This window comes from Mycobacterium sp. 1245499.0 (genome assembly GCF_001673615.1).
Classification (GTDB): domain Bacteria; phylum Actinomycetota; class Actinomycetes; order Mycobacteriales; family Mycobacteriaceae; genus Mycobacterium; species Mycobacterium europaeum_A.
This window is the reverse complement of the sequence record NZ_LZMG01000134.1, coordinates 1-17,472: the sequence shown is the minus strand read 5'-3', so window position 1 is coordinate 17,472 and position 17,472 is coordinate 1. Positions and strand designations below refer to the sequence as shown.

The following is a 17,472-nucleotide window of genomic DNA, read 5'->3' as shown; positions in this document are numbered from 1 at the left end:
GCCGGTCGCCGCGCTCGCTTAAGTGTCTACCCCCGACCGAGCGCCATCCAGCGTCGCGTCGTTCACAGCGTGTTACGCCGGCCCGCCAGGGAGGTGGCCAGCGACGCGTTGTCGAGCAGCCTGCGCAACACCTCGACCGCTTGCATCAGCACCTGACGGTCCGCGGAGTCGAGCAGCGCCAATTGCGGTTCGATCGCGGCGGCGCGGTCGGCCCGGACCGCGTTGAGCGTGCGCCTGCCCTCGGCCGTGATCCGGATCCGGACCGCACGCGCATCTCCTGGGTCGACCATCCGGGTGACCAGGCCCGCCTCCTCGAGCCGGCGCACCTGCGTGGTCATCGTCGGTTGCGAGCAATGATCGACCGAGGCCAGGTCACCGATTCGGGCTTCGCCGTGAGCTTCGATGGTGGCCAGCAGCCTGGCCTGCGCTGCGGGCAGCGGCATTTGGATGCGTTGGGTGGCCAGCCGGTTGAGCCGCGCGACCACGGCGAGCAGATCGGCTCCCAGTCCCTGCGCTCCCTCGAGCTTTGCGGTATCGACGACATTGTCCATGTCTCCATGGTTGCATAGCTTTGCTAAGCGAGGCCAAAACGCGCTATGTTTCGGTTCAGCCGGTGACGCCCTCTAATAACGGGACTTAGTGCTGCGGGCTGGCACAATCAATGAGGTGACTTCCCCCGCCCCCGCCCCTTTGCGGAATCGGGGTGGCCCGCTGCGACCGTCCGAATTGGCGCAGGCCTCTGTCATGGGGGCGCTATGCGCGGTCATCGCGATCATCGCCACCGTCATTCCCTTCGCTCAGGGACTGGCGTTGCTGGGCACGGTCCCCATGGCGCTGTTGGCCTACCGCTACCGCCTCCGTGTGCTCGTCGCCGCCACGGTTGCCGGCGGGATGATCACGTTTCTCATCGCAGGCATGGGCAGTCTCGTGGCGGTCCTCAACTGTGCCTACATCGGCGGGTTGACCGGGTTCGTCAAACGCCGGCGGCGTGGCGCGCTGACTGTTGTGGTCTCGTCATTTGTCGCGGGAGTGGCCATCGCCGGCGTAACCGTCGCAATGCTGGCAGTGCTAAGTCGGTTGCGGCACTTGATCTTTCAGGTTATGACCGCCAACGTGGATGGCGCCGCTTCCTTCTTGGTGCGAATACATCTGCAGGCTGTCGCCGCTGATGTGCAGCGGGTTTTTGCCTACGGGTTGCAGTACTGGGTGTGGTTGATGCTCGGCTATGTCATCTACGGGGTGATGATCTCATCGTTGATCGGCTGGTGGGTGCTCTCCCGGCTTTTGGAGCGGTTGCACAGCATTCCCGATGTGCACAAATTGGATGCTCCGGAGGGCGCCGCAGGCTCGGATGACCGGGTCGGACCGGTGCCCGTGCGGCTGGTCGACGTGCGGTTTCGCTACCCGGGCGCCAGTCAAGACGCGTTGCGTGAAATCAGCCTCGACCTGAACGTCGGCGAACACGTCGCGGTTATCGGCGCCAACGGCTCCGGGAAAACCACCTTGACGCTGATTCTGGCGGGCCGGTCGCCGACGTCCGGTGCCGTCCACCGCCCCGGCGCAGTGGGCCTGGGAATGGTCGGCGGCACGTCGCTCGTGCTCCAGCACCCGCAGACCCAGGTGTTGGGCACCAGAGTTGCCGACGATGTGGTGTGGGGGCTGCCGCCGGGCACCAAGGTTGATGTGGATACATTGCTGAGCGAAGTCGGTCTTGAGGGGTTCGCGGAACGCGACACCGGCAGCCTGTCGGGTGGGGAGCTGCAGCGCCTTGCGCTGGCCGCGGCGATAGCCCGAGAACCGTCGCTGTTGATTGCCGACGAGTTCACCAGCATGATCGACCAGCCGGGCCGGGAACTGTTGTTGGACGTGCTGTCCGCTCTCCCTGAGCGGCACCGAACAGCCCTGGTGCACATCACCCACTTCGACAACGAAGCTGCATCTGCGGATCGCACGATCGACCTCAGCGGTTCGTCCGACAACACGGGCATGGTCGAGATCGCGCCGGCGCCAGTGCCAACCGTGGCTGTCAGTCCGGGCGCGCATCGTCCGGTGATTGAGGTAGTCGGCGTCGGGCACGAATACAACCGTGGTACTCCCTGGGCGAAGACGGCGCTGCGTGATATCACCTTCGCGGTGGACCAGGGCGACGGGCTTTTGGTCCACGGCGGCAACGGATCTGGTAAGTCGACACTCGCGTGGATCATGGCTGGACTGACCGTGCCCAGCACCGGTGCATGCCTCATTGACGGCGAACCCACCTATGCTCACGTCGGCGCGGTGGCGTTGTCGTTCCAGACCGCGCGGCTCCAGTTGATGCGCAGCCACGTGAATCTGGAACTCGCCTCAGTGGCCGGATTCTCACCGCAAGACCATGGTCGGGTGGCCGCGGCGCTGGAGGCAGTGGGACTGGACCCCGCACTAGGAGGGCGGCGCATCGACCAACTCAGCGGTGGACAAATGCGCCGTGTCGTGCTGGCCGGCCTTCTGGCGTGTTCGCCCCGAGTGTTGATTCTCGATGAGCCCCTGGCGGGGCTGGACGCCGCCAGTCAGCGCGGCTTGCTGCGAGTGCTCGCGGACCAGCGCCGCAAAGGCCTGACACTGGTGGTCATTTCGCACGATTTCGTCGGAATGAGTGAGGTTTGCCCGCGAACGATCCATCTGAAAAAGGGCGCACTGGAAACGGTGTCGCCGACTGCCGCGGTGGGGGACCGAGCATGACCACAACTTCCACCGCGGCGTCCAATCCGAACCGGCGCCGTTCCCGCTCGGTTGTGATGTTGGTCCCGGTCCCGGGACGTTCGACCATCCACGACTTATGGGCCGGCACTAAACTGCTTGTCGTCTTTGGTGTCTCCGTGCTGCTGACGTTTTATCCGGGATGGGTGACGATCGGGTTGGTGGCCGCGCTCCTGATGACGGCCGTGCGGATTGCGCGGATTCCCCGCGGCGCGGTGCCGTCGATTCCTCGATGGCTGTGGGCCCTTCTCGCGCTGGGCTTCGTGACCGCGGCGCTGGCAGGTGGGACTCCCAACGTGCCGGTGGGCGGATTGAACGTCGGCCTTGGTGGAGCGTTGAACTTCCTGAGGATCACCGCACTTTCGGTCGTACTGCTGGGCTTGGGAGCGATGGTGTCGTGGACGACTAACGTTGCCGAAATCGCTCCTGCTCTGACCACGCTGGGCCGGCCGCTGAAACTGCTGCGCATCCCGATCGACGAGTGGGCGGTCGCGTTAGCCCTTGCGCTTCGGGCCTTCCCGATGTTGCTCGATGAATTTCACGTGCTCTACGCCGCTCGTATGCTGCGGCCCAACCGCATACCGCCGGGGCGCAAGGCGCGGGTTCGGCAGCAGAGTCGGGGCATGATCGACCTGATGGCGGCTGCCATCGTCGTTACTCTCCGCCGCGCTGACGAGATGGGCGATGCGATTACGGCCCGCGGCGGGATCGGTCAGCTATCCGCCAGCCCGGCACGACCGAGACTGGCGGACTGGTTGACACTAGTGATAGCTGTGCTGGTCGGTGGCGCCGGAGTGGCGATCGAGACCCTAGTGATGCACTCGGGTTGATTGTCAGAGTAGACCGAGACGCAGCGAAATACTGTTGGTTGACAACGTCGACCACACATGTGCCTGCGCTCGCAATGCCGGGTCGATCGGCGCCGCGCGCTGATGAAAGACACCGAAGGTTCGACGCCGTTGCGACGGGCTGCTTCATAATCAGCTGATCCGGCCACAGGAGGGGCACTTGCCAGCCACGACGATCAGCCTCAAGCAGCAGATGCTCCGGCGCCGCCCCGTGACGGGTGCACACGTCGCGCCAGGGGCCGCGGACCACCTCAAGCGCGGCATCGGCACCTTCCAGCTGACCATGTTCGGGGTCGGCTCGACGATCGGCACCGGGATCTTCTTCGTCATGTCGCAGGCAGTCCCCGAGGCCGGCCCGGGGGTGATCGTCTCCTTCCTGCTCGCCGGCCTCGCCGCCGGCCTCGCCGCGGTCTGCTACGCCGAATTGGCTTCGGCGGTGCCTGTTTCGGGATCGTCGTATTCCTACGCCTACACCACGCTGGGGGAGGTCGTGGCCGTGGCCGTGGCGGCCTGCCTGCTGCTGGAATACGGCGTGGCGACCGCCGCGGTCGCAGTCAACTGGAGCGGCTACCTGAACAAGCTGCTGAGCAACGTCCTGGGATTCCAACTGCCGCAAGCCGTTTCGGCCGCGCCGTGGGATGCGCAACCCGGCTATCTGAACGTACCGGCGGTCGTGCTGATCGTCTTGTGCGCGTTGTTACTCGTCCGCGGCGCCAGCGAGTCGGCCAAGGTCAACGCGATCATGGTGATGATCAAACTCGGCGTGCTCGTCGTCTTCGGTGTTGTCGCGTTCACGGCGTTCGACGCGAGCCATCTGCGTGACTTCGCGCCCTTCGGTGTTTCCGGCATCGGCTCGGCGGCCGGCACCATCTTCTTCTCCTATATCGGCCTGGACGCGGTGTCCACCGCCGGCGACGAGGTGAAGAACCCGCAGCAGACCATGCCGCGCGCACTCATCGGTGCATTGCTGACCGTCACCGGCGTCTACGTTTTCGTGGCGCTGGCCGCGCTGGGCACCCAGCCCTGGCAGAACTTCGCCGGCCAGCAGGAAGCCGGGCTCGCGACGATTCTTGACAACGTCACCCACGGCGGCTGGGCCAGCACGATTCTGGCTGCCGGAGCGGTCATTTCGATCTTCAGCGTCACACTGGTCACCATGTACGGGCTGACCCGCATCCTGTTCGCCATGGGCCGTGACGGCTTGTTGCCCGCGCGGTTCGCGACGGTGAACGCGCGCACCATGACCCCGGTGAACAACACGGTGATCGTCGCCATCGTGGCCTCCGCCCTGGCCGCCTTCATTCCGCTGCAGAAGCTGGCCGACATGGTGTCGATCGGCACGCTCACCGCGTTCGTCGTGGTATCCGTCGGAGTGATCGTCTTGCGGGTACGCGAGCCCGACCTGCCAAGGGGGTTCAAGGTCCCGGGTTATCCCGTCACACCGGTCCTTTCGGTGGCGGCCTGCGGGTACATCCTGGCCAGCTTGCACTGGTACACCTGGATCGCGTTCAGCGGCTGGGTGTTACTGGCGCTGGTCTTCTACTTCGTCTGGGGCCGCCACCACAGCGCGCTCAACGACCCCGCTTCTTCGGAAGCGATCTAGGCCCTCACTGGCGCGCGGCGGCGGTGTTCGCCGCCGCCTGAGCCCGCTGCAGCGTCGTCGCCACATCGCCGCGGCCCAAGAACATTTCGTCGAAATACGGCTGCAGCGCGTCGTTGCCGGCGGCAAAGCCCGCACCGCCGGGGGCCGCGATGCGCGGACCGTTCAGCACGGCGAAGAACGGCGTGACGTCCACCCCCCTGGCGGCCCAGTACCGGAAGTAGACCGGTTGCGCCGAGGACACCGCGGGGATGGCCGCACCGTAGCGGCCCAGAAATTCGTTGCCCTGCCTGCTGCCCATCCAGGCCAGCACCTGGCGCACCGCGTCGGGATGCTTCGTTGCCGCATTGCCCGCCGCGGCAATGCCGTTGGTGACGCTGACCCGGCCCACCGGGCCAGCGGGCATCATCGCCACCCCCCAGTGGAATTGGGCATCGCGGGCCACCGGCGCCAGGTTGTAGGTGCCGGACTGGAACAGCGCCATCCTGCCGGCCAGGAACTGGTTGCGGGAGAAGTCGCCGTTGTCGTTGGTGTCGGCGGCGGGCGGCGCGACGTGGTCGCGGTTGATCAGGTCGACCAGATACCGGAAGGCCGCCACGGCGGCGGGGTTGGCGAACGCGAACGTGTCGCCGCGTTGGAAGACGCCGCCGGCCGAGCCGATGTAGTTCAGGTAGATGCCCTGCGGGTCGTTGGCCGCGTTGTATGCCCATTGCCGCACCCGTCCCGAATCGAATCGTGGTGTGTCGCCGCGGTTTCCGTCGGCGTCGACGGTGAGCCTGCCGAGCAGGGGGCGCAAAGTGTCGTTCCCGTCGGGACCCCACCGCAGGGTGTTCAGGGCGGCGGGATCGACGCCGGCCGCGGCGAGCAGGTCGGCGTTGTAATACAACGCGATTCCCGCATCGGTCAGCTGCGGCACTCCCCACAACGTGCCGTTGCGGGTGAACTGCTCGACGACGGGACGCTCCCAATCCGAGGCGGCCTGCGGCCCGAGCGCTTCGCCGATGTTCAGCAGGCGGCCGCTGTCGGCGTACGCCGCCAGGTAGGCGTTGGACAGCCAGAAGATGTCGTCGGCGCTGCCGCCGGCCACGTCGGTGCGCAGGGTGTTGAAGTAGGTGGAATAGGCCACCAGGTTGAGGTGCACGTCGATGTCGGGGTGGGTGCGGGTGAAGGCCTGGAACGATTCTCGGTAGGCCGCGCCGATCTGGTCGCCCCAGATCCGCACCGTGACGACCGTCTTGCCGCCGTGGGGTTGGCCGGCGTAATCCAGCAACACCGCCGCCGCGGCCAGCAGCACCGCGACGAGCGCGACCGCGGCCGCGGCCAGGGTGGAAAAGCGGGGCCGGGTCACTTCAGTCCCGAGACGACGATCGAGGCGACGATGTGGCGCTGGAACACGACGAACAGGGCAATGAGCGGCGCGATCGCGAGCGTCGTCGCCGCCATCACCAGCGTCCACTGGGAATTGAACCGCGATTGCAGATCGGCCGTCGCGACGGTGAGCACCCGCCACTTATGCCCGCTGGTGATCACCAACGGCCACATGAAGTTATTCCACTGCGAGACCACCGTGATCAACGCTAGCGCCGCCAGGACCGGGCGACTCGACGGGATCACCACATGCACGATCACGTCCAACGTGTTGGCCCCGTCCAGCCGGGCCGCGTTGATCAAGTCGTTCGGGATGATCCGAAAGTGCTCGCGCAGCAAGAAGATCGCGTAGGGCGAGCCGAACATGAAGGGCAACACCAACGCCCAGAACGTGTTGCGCAGGCCGAGCTGGGCCATCATGAGATACATCGGCACCACCGTGACCGTCGCGGGCACCATCAACGTCGCGATGTACACCCAGAACAGCGCGTCACGCCCGGGGAACTGCAACCGTGCGAAGGCGTATGCCGCGAGCACGGAGAAGGTCAACTGGCCCACCAGGATTACCGCCGTCATCAACGCCGTCACCGCGGCCGCCCGGCCGAACCCGGCCCCGGCCAGGTCGGCGAAATTGGCCAGCGTGGGTGGTCGCGGCAGCTGCAACGGCGTGCCCGTGACGAATTGATGCGCGGAGGTGAACGACGTCATCAGTCCAAGGGCGAACGGCGCCAGCGTGATCAACGCACCCAGCGAAAGCCCGGCGTAGATCACCACATTCGTGGGTCGACTAGGTGAGGTCATAGCTGATCCGTCGCCGAAAATACAGATGCTGGACCAGGGTGACGCCGATCAGGATCACGAACAGCACCACGGCCATCACCGACGCCCGGCCGATGGCCGCCGAGCCGAACGCCTCGGCGTAGATGCGATGGGCCACCAGGTCGGTGCTGCCGGCCGGTCCGCCGCCGGTCAGTGCGTACACCATGTCGAAAACCTGTGCGGCGCTGACGATCCCGGTCACCAGTACAAAGAAGGTCGTGGGGCGCAGCATGGGCATGGTGATGCGCCAGAACCGCTGCCACGCGGTGGCGCCGTCGGTGCGGGCGGCGGCGTGGATCTCGTCGGGGATGGCCAGCAGCCCCGCCAGGAACGACAACGAAACGTAGCCGACGTTGGTCCACACCACCACGGCCGACACCAGCGGCAGCGCGAAGCTGGGATCCGACAACCATTCGATGCTGTGTCCCAGCACCGTGCTCACGGCGCCGTCGGTGGGGGCCAAAATCCACCGCCACAGCACCGCGATGGCCAGCGGAGCGCAAATCCACGGCAGCACATACAGGGTGCGAAACAGCCCGGTGCCGGGGAGCTGGCGGGCCAGCATGGTGGCGGCCAGCAGTCCCAGCGCGGTCTGCGCCGGCACCACGATGGCCACGAACACGATCGTGACGATCAGGGAGTTGCCGAAGCCCGCGTCGGTCAGCACCGACCGCCAATTGGACAGGCCGACGAAGTGCAGCGGGCCCAGCAGATCCCATCGGCACAGGCTCAGCCAGAGCACCACCAGGATGGGCAGCAGCAGAAAGGCGAGCACGCCGAACAGACTGGGCGCCAGCAACGCGTAGCCCAGGGCGGTGGATCGAGGGACAATCCCGCGTACCGCGCCGGCCATGGGCTAATTAAAGCGGGCGCCGCCGCGGTTTGGGGTGAGCGGCCGTTACGGTGGAGCCGTGACACCGAACCGGGGGATCGATGCCGACTTCCTGGACCTGCCGCGCCACGATCTGGCCGAAGCCGCGCTCTCGGCGGCCAAAGCGGCCGGGGCCACGCACGCCGACCTGCGGGTTCACCGCATCATCACCGAGATCATCCAGCTGCGCGACGGCGAGCTGGAGACCGCGGTGATCAACCGTGAGGTCGGCCTGGCGGTGCGGGTGATCGTCGACGGCACCTGGGGATTCGCCTCGCACGCGGAGCTGGTGCCGGCGGTGGCCGCCGAGACCGCCCGGCGCGCGGTGCATGTGGCCACCACGCTGGCGACGCTGAGCAGCGAGCGCGTCGAGCTGGCGCCCGAACCGGTCTACGCGGACGCGGCCTGGGTGTCGAACTACCGGATCGACCCGTTCGACATCTCGACCACCGACAAGATCGCCGTGCTGGAGGACTACTCCGGGCGGCTGCTGAGCGCCGACGGCATCAATCACGTGTCGGCGCTGCTGACGGCCGTCAAGGAGCAGACCTTCTACGCCGACACCTTCGGCTCCTCGATCACCCAGCAGCGGGTGCGGGTGCTGCCCTCACTGGAGGCGGTGACCGTCGACCCCGCAGCCGGCAGCTTCGATTCCATGCGCACGCTGGCCCCGCCGATGGGGCGGGGCTGGGAGGTCCTCGCGGGCGACGAGGTGTGGAATTGGACCGACGAGCTGGCGCAGCTGCCGTCGTTGCTGACCGAAAAGATCAAGGCGCCCAGCGTTGTTCCCGGGCCCAAGGACCTGGTGATCGATCCGAGCAACCTGTGGCTGACGATTCACGAATCCATCGGGCACGCCACCGAATACGACCGCGCTATCGGCTACGAGGCCGCCTACGCCGGGACGTCGTTCGCCACGCCGGACAAGCTGGGCACCATGCGGTACGGCTCGCCGGTGATGAACGTGACAGCCGACCGCACCCTCGAATTCGGCTTGGCCACCATCGGTTACGACGACGAGGGGGTGGCCGCGCAGAGCTGGGACCTGGTGCGCGACGGGATCTTCACCGGCTATCAGCTCGATCGGGTCTTCGCGCGGCGACTGGGGCAGCCGCGGTCCAACGGGTGTTCGTATGCCGATTCGCCGCATCACGTACCGATCCAGCGCATGGCCAACGTGTCCTTGCAGCCGGCACCAGAGGACATCAGCACCGACGACCTGATCGGCCGGGTCGAGGACGGCATCTACATCGTCGGCGACAAATCGTGGTCAATCGACATGCAGCGGTACAACTTTCAGTTCACCGGCCAGCGGTTCTTCCGGATTCGTGACGGCCGCCTCGACGGCCAGCTGCGCGACGTCGCCTACCAGGCCACCACGACCGACTTCTGGAATTCGATGGAAGCCGTGGGCGGCGCGTCGACGTGGCGGCTGGGCGGGGCGTTCAACTGCGGCAAGGCCCAGCCCGGGCAGATCGCGGCGGTCAGCCACGGCTGCCCGTCGGCGTTGTTCCGCGGGGTCAACGTGCTCAACACCCGGACCGAGGGCGGCCGATGATCACCCCGCAGCATGTCGTCAACATCGTGCTGGACGAGGCGGCCAAGCTCGGCCGCGCCGACGAGACCATGGTGCTGGTCACCGACAAGGTCGAGGCGACCCTGCGCTGGGCGGGCAATTCGATGACCACCAACGGGGTTTCGGTGAGCCGCAGCGTGACCGTGATTTCCGTGGTGCGTCGCGGGTCGATCGCGCGCATCGGCACGGTGGTGTCCGCCGAGGCCGATCCGCGGGTGCTGCCCGGGCTGGTGGCGGCGTCGCAGGAGGCGGCCGGCGCGGCGCCGGAGGCCGGCGATGCGGCGCCGCTGCTCGCCGACAGCGGGGTGCCCGTCGATTGGGACGCGCCGGTGCCCGGCACCGGTCCCCTGATTTTCTCCGACGTCGCCGACTCGCTGAGCCGTGGCTTCCGCGGCGAGGATCGGCTGTACGGCTTTGCCCACCACAGTGTTTCGACGACGTTCCTGGCATCATCGACCGGCTTGCGGCGGCGGTTCACCCAACCCACCGGTGCGGTGGAGATCAACGCCAAACGCGGCGACGCCAGCGCCTGGGCGGGCGTCGGCACACCCGACTTCGTCGATGTGCCAACCGATTCGCTGCTCGAACAGCTGTCGACCCGGCTGGGCTGGGCGCAGCGCAGCGTCGAACTGCCGGCCGGGCGCTACGAGACGATCATGCCGCCGTCCACGGTGGCCGACATGATGATCTACATGGCGTGGTCGATGGCCGGTCGCGGCGCCCAGGAGGGCCGGACCGCGTTTTCGGCGCCCGGCGGCGGAACCCGGGTGGGGGAGCGGCTCACCGACCTGCCGCTGACGCTGTTCTCCGATCCGATGGCGCCCGGCCTGGCCTGCACGCCGTTCGTCGCGGTGAGCAGTTCCTCGGAGACGGTGTCGGCGTTCGACAACGGCATGGCGATCACCCAGGTGGACTGGATCCGCGAGGGGGTGATCAACGCGTTGGCCTATCCGCGGGCCACGGCCGCCAAATACGACGTCGACGTCGCGGTGGCCGCCGACAACCTGGTGATGACCGGCGGCACGGCCAGTCAGGACGACATGATCGCGGCCACCGAGCGGGGCCTGCTGCTGACGACGCTGTGGTACATCCGTGTCGTCGACCCCACCACCTTGTTGTTCACCGGCCTGACCCGTGACGGCGTCTATCTCATCGAGGACGGCCAGGTGACCGCTGCGGTCAACAACTTCCGGTTCAACGAGAGTCCGTTGGACCTCCTGCGACGGGCCACCGAGGCCGGCGTCAGCGAAAAGACGCTGCCGCGTGAATGGGGCGACTGGGCCACCCGCGCCGCCATGCCGTCGCTGCGGATACCGGACTTCCACATGTCCTCGGTGAGCCAGGCCCGGTAATCCGTTGCCGCCGGGCGGCACGCGTTCTAGCGTGTGACGAATGGCGGCCCCGGTTTCGGTTCGAGAAGACCAGCTCACCCGGCTGGTGGCGTTGTTTCCCGGGTCCCCGGCTCCTGGTCGCCTCGTGGCGTTAGTCCGCCGGGTGTGTGCGCAGACAATGTCGCTGCCACCGTTGCCCGCCAGCGTCGAAGTGGGCGAGCCGGAATCGGAGGCGGAGGCCGCCGTCGCCGAATTCGCCGAACAATTCAGCGCCGACGTCTCGTCGATCACCGCCGAGCAGCGATCACGGTTGTGGAAGCAACTCGGGGAGGCCACCTTTGGCGTCGTCGTGCAGATGTACATCGCCGACTTCATCCCCCGGGTGCGGGCGGGACTGGAGGCGCTCGGGTTCGGTGCGCCATATCTGGGCTGGGTGGACGGCCCGATCAGCTGGGATCACACGACCGATCCGGCGGATCTCGTGTTCAATGACTTTTTAATCGCGGTGGCGCGAATGCGTGCGCTCGACCCGGTCACCTCCGAATTGGTCCGGTTGCGCGGGGCGGCCCAGCACAGTTGCCGGTTATGCAATTCGCTTCGCGAGGGCGGCGCGCTCGATGCCGGCGGTTCGGAGACCTTGTATGAGGAGATCGAGCACTACGAATCGTCGAGTTTGCTCGACGACCGCGCTAAAGCAGCGCTGCTGTACGCCGATGGGTTAATTTGGACCCCTGCGCACCTCGTCGCCGACGATGTCGTCGAGGTGCGCTCACGGTTCTCCGAGGTGGAGGCCGTCGAGCTCACCTTCGACATCATGCGCAATGCCAGCAACAAGGTGGCCGTGTCATTGGGCGCAGACGCTCCCCGGGTCGAAAACGGGACCGAGCGGTACTTGCTCGACGCGGACGGCCAGACGGTATTTAGCTGATATCTGTCGGCGCCAGCCGAGCCGCTAGGGCCTTAGCTGTCGAGCCGGCGACGTCGTCCGCTGGCGTGAGAGGGACGACGTGGTCGAGCGGTCGGTTGGTCCGCCTGCCCGGCGCCAAGAGCACGAAATGTTAACCATTCGTACACGGACGCGCAAGCGTACGTTTCCGCTGTGTGCGGGGCTCATTCGCTAACTTAAGCGCGGTCACTGAGACTTATGTGAACAAATATGTGACGGTGACGAGATGGCAGCGTGGCCCGAGCCGGATGGCCATGGATCGTGCGTCAGTGGCCCGCGGTCCGGGTGGCTTTCCGTGTCAGTTGTTTTGCAGGATTTCTAGCTTGGTCGCGTCGGAACGACTGCGTTCCCGCGCAGAGGGAGGTTCGGAAATGACAACCACCGGTACGCGCTCGCGCGTTCGAGTGTCATCGGTCTGGGCTGCCGGCGTAGCGCTGGGCGCTTCGATGCTCGGTAGCGCCGTCCTGTCAGCTCCGCAAGCGTCGGCTACCTGCAATCTGACTCCGGCCGACGACCAGTACATCAACCTGCTCGCGCAGAACAAAATGGTGCACAACGCCGATTACAGCGACTGCCACGAGGCCGCCGAGGGCCGTTGGTTCGCCGACCAGGTTCGGTCCAACCCCAATCCGTTCGGTGAGGGCCAAGAGTTGGTCAACATGATCACCAGTACCACGCCGTTGACTCAGGCCCAGGCCGAGTGGGAGGTCGAGTCGGCCATCTACGTCTACGCGCCGGACCTGATCCCGAAGATCAAAGACCAAGCCGCGAAGGCGAACTGGCCGACCGCTTAGCGAGAGCTATTGCTGCGCAATCCCTTATGAGTTTTCAACTCCAAGCGGTCGTGAGGGCTTAGCCCTCCGGCCGCTTTCGGTTTAGTCGGCTAACTCGACGGCGCCGTTGACGGTAAGCCCCGGCAGCACCTGCAAGAGGCTGCTCGCCTTGGGTTCGCCGCGTTACTTGTTTGGACCTGAATAGTTTCTCGCACAGTCATTTTAGCTAGGCGCTGTTCACGAGCTGTTTGCAGAGATCGTCGTTTGTCGCGCTGTTTACCGGTGGTACCCAATCGTTGCCGCGAAAGAAAAGCTAGCAAATTCCGTGATAAGGGGGTTCGACAGAAGTGGCAACGACACGATCGCGCGTGCAGGTGCTGGCGGCGGGGGCTGCCGGCATTGCGCTGGGAGCCGCGATGTTCGGTGGTGCTGTGGTGTCAGCGCCGCGGGCTGCGGCGGCCTGCAATTTGACTCCCGCCGACGACCAGTACGTCAAACTGCTGGCGCAGAACAAGATGGTGCACAACGCCGACTACAGCGATTGCCATGAGGCCGCCGAGGGCCGTTGGTTCGCCGATCAGGTTCGCGCCAACCCCAACCCGTACGGCGAGGGCCAGGAACTGATCAACATGATCACCCGGACGACGCCGATGAGTCAGGCCCAGGCCGAATGGGAAGTGGAGTCGGCGATCTTCGTCTACGCGCCTGAGCTGATTCCCAAAATCAAGGCTCAAGCCGGGCAGCAAGGGCCTGGGCCCGCTTAATCTCGGGGACATAAAGGTGCCGTGCCGGTGGGCGTTCCCCCAACGGGGCGCCCACCGAGCGCGTCGGCTAAGCGCCGGCTGCCCGACGAACGCCGGCTTCGGTCTTCAGCTACGGTTTCCTACGGAACTATCCCGTCGGGGCGGTAGCTCAGTTGGTTAGAGCCGCGGACTCATAATCCGTTGGTCGCGGGTTCGAGCCCCGCCCGCCCCACTTACCACCTGTATGACGTCGGGTGATGCGACATTTTGCCTTCGGGTGATGCCTGACAGTGTTTCGGCTGATGCTTGACAGTTGTTTCGGTTGATCCTCAACGCTCCCCGCGAGCCTTTTGGAGCTGCGGCGTTCGCGTCGGTATTGGGGCACCGCACCGGCCGGTGTCTGGACTGGGTAGTTGTGATCCCGAAGTCAGTGCGTGGAATCGGCCTTGGTCAACACCATCGCCGCTTGGTTGTACGGAAACAGGCGGTAGAACATCCCTGATGGCCCCGAAACGATTGCTGCGCCCTCCGCCTTACTCACCAGACGAGGATTGACCAGGGCGATACTACTGCCGCGCCTGTGCAATACCGCCTGTCCGCCGGCCAGAACATTCTTCACCCAGTCCGAATGCAGCCCGTACCCGATGAGGACGACGACGCCGTCGGGTGTGGGGAAAACCAACAGCGGCGTTCGATAACGCCTGCCTGATTTGCGTCCGACATGTTCGAGTGTGCATAGGCCTGGCAGCCACGGCGCGATCGACCGAGCCGCTGGATTGGTGACTCGACGATTGAATTTGGCGACGGCCCTTGGTACCCGCATGGCTCCTCATCCTCAGTTAAGTTCGAATCATCGATGCGCCAACTCATGCGGTCGCGGGCACCAGGGCGCTGATGTCCTCGCCTTGAAGCAGCTTGATCGTCAGATTCAGGTCGAAGTAGTCGGTCCAGCGTGTGATTTTCCCGTCACCATCGACGACGAAGGTCCCCATTACGGGGATGGCCGGCTTGCGTCCATCGGGAGTCTGGATGTAATCCAGCCGTTCGGTGAGCACCACGGAACCCTCGCTGGCGAGGTTCACGATCTCGAAGGCGTAGGCGTCCGGGAACATAGCGAACTGGGCCGCCAGGTTCTCCACGATGGCGTCCGGTCCGGTGAAGGCAGGCATTCCCACGTTCTGATAGACGGCCCCTTCGGCGAGGAGGGGACGTAACGCTTCGGCGTCTCGCGTCTCCATCAAAGCGCAAAAGTGGCGGACGACATCGGCTGGCGAAGACATGAAATGAATCCTTTCGCTGCGAGTAGGTGAATCAACTGCGCGGACTGGAAGACGATGCGGATCTGCCTTTCGACACATCAGTGCTCGTGGATGATCACCCCGCGAATGTTGCGGCCGGCGAGCATGTCGTCGTAGGCCTCGTTGATGTCGTCGAGCTTGTACTCGGTGGTGACGGCTTCGTCGAGCAATAGCTTGCCGCTTCGATAGAGGCTGACCAGTCGAGGGATGTCGGCCCGCGGGTTGGCTTCGCCGTACAGGCTGCCCAGCAGGCGCTTCTGGAACAGCGTGAACAACGTCAGCGGCAGCGTCGGCGTCACGTCGGACATCGATGCCAGGGCGGTCGCCACCACGGCACCGCCCTTCCGCACCGCGTTGAGCGCGTCGTTGATCATCGCGCCTTCGAGGACACCTGGCGTGAGGATGGCCGAGTCGGCCATGATCCCGCGCGTGAGCTCACCAACTAACTGGGTTGCTTCCTGCATCGAGGTGGCAAAGTGCGTGGCCCCGAACTCAAAAGCCTTGTCGCGCTTGCTCGGTTCGATATCCACCACGACGATATGCTCCGCTCCTGCCAGCCGCGCGCCCTGAATGGCACCGCTGCCGATCCCCCCGCAGCCGACCACGAGAACCACGTCGCCGGGACTGACGTTGGCGGTATTCACGGCCGAACCCCAGCCGGTGGTGATGCCGCAACCGAGAAGACATGCGCGCGACAGCGGCACATCGTCGTCGATCTTGACGACGGAAGCCTCCGACAACACACCCCACTGCGCGAAACTGCCGACGCCCGAGAGCGCTCCGATGCCCCGTCCTCTGGCTCGGCGCCGGAAGGTGCCGTCGGCCTGGACCCCCGCCAGGATGATCGCCCCGTAATCACAGAGGTTCTGACGGCCCGTGGCGCACCAGCGGCAGCGGCCGCACGCCGGCAGGAACGACGTGACCACGTGGTCTCCCACCGCCAGATCGCGGACTCCCGGACCAACCTCGTGAACGACGCCCGCCCCTTCGTGCCCACCTATCAAGGGGAAACTCACCCCGAACATGTCGCCGGTGCGGATGTGGTGGTCGGAGTGGCATAGACCGGTGGCTTCGAACTCGACGAGTAGCTCGCCTTCCTGTGGCGGATCGAGTTCGATCTCTTCCACCGACCACCTCTCGTTCAGCCCCCACAGAACTGCTCCCTTGGTCTTCATGGCGACTCCTCGAGGATATGTATGGCACGCTCCGGGCAGTTCGCGATTGCGTTGTGCGCCCGGTCTTCCCACCCGGACGGGATATCTTCCACAATCACGAAGGCGGTCCCTTCGTCGTCGATGTCGAACAATTCGGGATACGCCGCATAACAACGGCTGTGGCCTTGGCACGTTTCCCTGTCGACATGAAGTTTCACGTTGTCTAATCCAATCCGCCTGGCCTGGTCCCGATGACTCCTTTTTCTGTGAGCGCTGCAATCGATGCGGCGTCGAGGCCCAGTAGGTCGCCGAGGATGCTCGCGTTGTGCTGCCCTAAGGTCGGCGCTGCCGACCGATACCACGTCTCAACGCTGCGGTACCTGAAGGGAATCGCCGGCACGTGATGCCGTCCCACGACGGGATGGTCGAGGCTTTCGAAGAAGCCCCGTGCCGCCAGCTGAGGGTGCATCGAACCGACCCTGGCGTCTGCCAAATCCGCAGCCGGAACACCACATTCAACGAGTAACTGTGCGGCGGCCGTGGAATCGTATTGGGCAGCCCATTGCTCGAGGTGCTTATCGATCAGATCATGTGCCCGCACGCGCCCGTCATGAGTGTCCAACGCGGGGTCGTTTGCCCAGTCCGGTTCGCGCAGAGCCGACTTGAGTAGGCGCCACTGCTCGTCCGTGGCGACCGAGATCGCCAGCCATCGTTCGGTTCCCGCGCATGGATAGAGCCCTTGTGGGGCGGCGTCACGGCTGCGGTTTCCCAATCGCGATATCAGGTTCCCGTAGGCGGTGAATTCGACAACCTGCTCGGCGGCGGCGTTGAGCGCGGATTCAACCATCGATACTTCGATTAGCGACCCTTGGCCGGTTTCGTCGCGTCGCCGGAGTCCTGCCAGCATGGCGAATGCGGAGTGCATTCCCGCCAGTGGGTCACACGGGCCTCGGGGGATTCGCGGCTGGTCGTACTCGTGACCGGTCACCCACGCCATTCCGGTCATCTGCTCCATGGTTTGCGCGAAACCCACGTTGTTGCGCCACGGTCCGTCGAGCCCGAAGGCAGGCATGCGGACCATCACGATCCGGGGGTTGTGCTCACTGACGGCCTCCCACGTGATGGCGAAATTGTCGAAGACGCGGGGCGAGAAGTTCTCGACCAGAATGTCCGAGCATTGGACAAGGCCGAAAAGCAGCCCCCGGCCTTCGGGGGAAGACAGGTCGAGGGTCAGCCCTCGCTTGTTGGCGTTGGTCGCCAAGTACATCCCCGACCGCTCCCACCACTGAGGTTGGGCGGCGAACGCCGCGGCCGCCATCCGTGCGCCGTCAGGGTGGTCTGTCGACTCCAGGTGAATGACCTCAGCGCCCAGCGCGGCGAGAATGTGGGTGGAGGAGGGACCCGCCCAC

At 65.5% G+C, this 17,472-nt stretch carries 17 protein-coding genes and 1 tRNA gene; 9 read left to right on the top strand and 9 right to left on the bottom strand.

Annotated elements, in window-relative coordinates; genetic code table 11:
* Nucleotides 1-62: 62 nt before the first annotated feature.
* Complete coding sequence (locus A5646_RS06640; protein ID WP_066872644.1) at nt 63-551, bottom strand: MarR family winged helix-turn-helix transcriptional regulator; 489 nt, start codon at nt 549-551, stop codon at nt 63-65.
* A 115-nt stretch (nt 552-666) separates the two neighbouring features.
* Between A5646_RS06640 and A5646_RS06635 the strand changes: the two genes are divergently transcribed.
* From A5646_RS06635 to A5646_RS06625, 3 genes are all read left to right on the top strand, one after another.
* Nucleotides 667-2,718 (top strand): ATP-binding cassette domain-containing protein, encoded by a 2,052-nt coding sequence (locus A5646_RS06635; RefSeq protein ID WP_082984653.1) that lies wholly within the window; start codon nt 667-669, stop codon nt 2,716-2,718.
* Complete coding sequence (locus tag A5646_RS06630; RefSeq protein ID WP_067020727.1) at nt 2,715-3,566, top strand: energy-coupling factor transporter transmembrane protein EcfT; 852 nt, start codon at nt 2,715-2,717, stop codon at nt 3,564-3,566. Before A5646_RS06635 ends, A5646_RS06630 begins: the two co-directional genes overlap by 4 nt.
* Before the next feature lie 178 nt (nt 3,567-3,744).
* Entirely contained in the window at nt 3,745-5,187 is a 1,443-nt protein-coding gene (locus A5646_RS06625; protein ID WP_067020725.1) for an amino acid permease, read from the top strand.
* Between the two features lie 4 nt (nt 5,188-5,191).
* Here the strand turns inward: A5646_RS06625 and A5646_RS06620 are convergent, their stop codons facing one another.
* From A5646_RS06620 to A5646_RS06610, 3 genes are read right to left on the bottom strand one after another with little or no spacing between them, the layout of a single operon-like run.
* Nucleotides 5,192-6,532 carry an extracellular solute-binding protein gene (locus tag A5646_RS06620; protein WP_067020723.1) on the bottom strand — a complete coding sequence of 447 codons (1,341 nt, stop codon included), beginning with the start codon at nt 6,530-6,532 and terminating at the stop codon, nt 5,192-5,194.
* Complete coding sequence (locus A5646_RS06615; protein WP_067020720.1) at nt 6,529-7,353, bottom strand: carbohydrate ABC transporter permease; 825 nt, start codon at nt 7,351-7,353, stop codon at nt 6,529-6,531. The genes A5646_RS06620 and A5646_RS06615 overlap by 4 nt, the downstream gene beginning before the upstream one ends.
* Entirely contained in the window at nt 7,340-8,224 is an 885-nt protein-coding gene (locus A5646_RS06610; protein ID WP_066880833.1) for a carbohydrate ABC transporter permease, read from the bottom strand. Before A5646_RS06610 ends, A5646_RS06615 begins: the two co-directional genes overlap by 14 nt.
* A gap of 58 nt (nt 8,225-8,282) precedes the next feature.
* On the opposite strand from A5646_RS06610, the gene A5646_RS06605 reads away from it, so the two are divergent.
* The 6 genes from A5646_RS06605 (at nt 8,283) to A5646_RS06580 (ending at nt 13,843) form a co-directional block, all read left to right on the top strand.
* Nucleotides 8,283-9,800, top strand: a complete 1,518-nt coding sequence (locus tag A5646_RS06605) for a TldD/PmbA family protein (protein ID WP_067020718.1) — start codon at nt 8,283-8,285, stop codon at nt 9,798-9,800.
* A complete protein-coding gene (locus A5646_RS06600; RefSeq protein WP_066880831.1) occupies nt 9,797-11,170 on the top strand; it encodes a TldD/PmbA family protein in 1,374 nt (457 codons plus the stop codon). The genes A5646_RS06605 and A5646_RS06600 overlap by 4 nt, the downstream gene beginning before the upstream one ends.
* 40 nt (nt 11,171-11,210) lie before the next feature.
* Nucleotides 11,211-12,077, top strand: a complete 867-nt coding sequence (locus A5646_RS06595; protein ID WP_067020716.1) for a carboxymuconolactone decarboxylase family protein — start codon at nt 11,211-11,213, stop codon at nt 12,075-12,077.
* A gap of 389 nt (nt 12,078-12,466) precedes the next feature.
* Nucleotides 12,467-12,889 carry a hypothetical protein gene (locus A5646_RS06590; protein WP_066872617.1) on the top strand — a complete coding sequence of 141 codons (423 nt, stop codon included), beginning with the start codon at nt 12,467-12,469 and terminating at the stop codon, nt 12,887-12,889.
* Nucleotides 12,890-13,284: 395 nt separating this feature from the next.
* The gene (locus tag A5646_RS06585) at nt 13,285-13,632 is read left to right on the top strand and encodes a hypothetical protein (protein WP_066872647.1); all 348 of its coding nucleotides are present in this window, start codon (nt 13,285-13,287) and stop codon (nt 13,630-13,632) included.
* A gap of 137 nt (nt 13,633-13,769) precedes the next feature.
* Nucleotides 13,770-13,843, top strand: a tRNA-Ile gene (locus A5646_RS06580).
* Nucleotides 13,844-14,038: 195 nt separating this feature from the next.
* Here the strand turns inward: A5646_RS06580 and A5646_RS06575 are convergent.
* The 5 genes from A5646_RS06575 to A5646_RS06555 all read right to left on the bottom strand — a co-directional run.
* A complete protein-coding gene (locus A5646_RS06575) occupies nt 14,039-14,434 on the bottom strand; it encodes a nitroreductase family deazaflavin-dependent oxidoreductase (protein ID WP_067020714.1) in 396 nt (131 codons plus the stop codon).
* A 43-nt stretch (nt 14,435-14,477) separates the two neighbouring features.
* Nucleotides 14,478-14,891 (bottom strand): limonene-1,2-epoxide hydrolase family protein, encoded by a 414-nt coding sequence (locus A5646_RS06570; protein WP_066872611.1) that lies wholly within the window; start codon nt 14,889-14,891, stop codon nt 14,478-14,480.
* 77 nt (nt 14,892-14,968) lie between these two features.
* Nucleotides 14,969-16,084 carry an NDMA-dependent alcohol dehydrogenase gene (locus A5646_RS06565; protein ID WP_067020710.1) on the bottom strand — a complete coding sequence of 372 codons (1,116 nt, stop codon included), beginning with the start codon at nt 16,082-16,084 and terminating at the stop codon, nt 14,969-14,971.
* Entirely contained in the window at nt 16,081-16,281 is a 201-nt protein-coding gene (locus A5646_RS06560) for a ferredoxin (RefSeq protein WP_066872605.1), read from the bottom strand. The genes A5646_RS06565 and A5646_RS06560 overlap by 4 nt, the downstream gene beginning before the upstream one ends.
* Before the next feature lie 5 nt (nt 16,282-16,286).
* Nucleotides 16,287-17,472, bottom strand: a 1,186-nt coding sequence (locus A5646_RS06555; RefSeq protein ID WP_197505135.1) for a CaiB/BaiF CoA-transferase family protein, incomplete at its 5' end; no start/stop codon positions are given.

Coding starts and splice junctions, on each gene's coding strand:
- A5646_RS06565 (WP_067020710.1), bottom strand. CDS start 16,084: ATGAAGACCAAGGGAGCAGTTCTGTGGGGGCTGAACGAGAGGTGGTCG.
- A5646_RS06640 (WP_066872644.1), bottom strand. CDS start 551: ATGGACAATGTCGTCGATACCGCAAAGCTCGAGGGAGCGCAGGGACTG.
- A5646_RS06590 (WP_066872617.1), top strand. CDS start 12,467: ATGACAACCACCGGTACGCGCTCGCGCGTTCGAGTGTCATCGGTCTGG.
- A5646_RS06595 (WP_067020716.1), top strand. CDS start 11,211: ATGGCGGCCCCGGTTTCGGTTCGAGAAGACCAGCTCACCCGGCTGGTG.
- A5646_RS06615 (WP_067020720.1), bottom strand. CDS start 7,353: ATGACCTCACCTAGTCGACCCACGAATGTGGTGATCTACGCCGGGCTT.
- A5646_RS06600 (WP_066880831.1), top strand. CDS start 9,797: ATGATCACCCCGCAGCATGTCGTCAACATCGTGCTGGACGAGGCGGCC.
- A5646_RS06585 (WP_066872647.1), top strand. CDS start 13,285: ATGTTCGGTGGTGCTGTGGTGTCAGCGCCGCGGGCTGCGGCGGCCTGC.
- A5646_RS06630 (WP_067020727.1), top strand. CDS start 2,715: ATGACCACAACTTCCACCGCGGCGTCCAATCCGAACCGGCGCCGTTCC.
- A5646_RS06610 (WP_066880833.1), bottom strand. CDS start 8,224: ATGGCCGGCGCGGTACGCGGGATTGTCCCTCGATCCACCGCCCTGGGC.
- A5646_RS06570 (WP_066872611.1), bottom strand. CDS start 14,891: ATGTCTTCGCCAGCCGATGTCGTCCGCCACTTTTGCGCTTTGATGGAG.
- A5646_RS06575 (WP_067020714.1), bottom strand. CDS start 14,434: ATGCGGGTACCAAGGGCCGTCGCCAAATTCAATCGTCGAGTCACCAAT.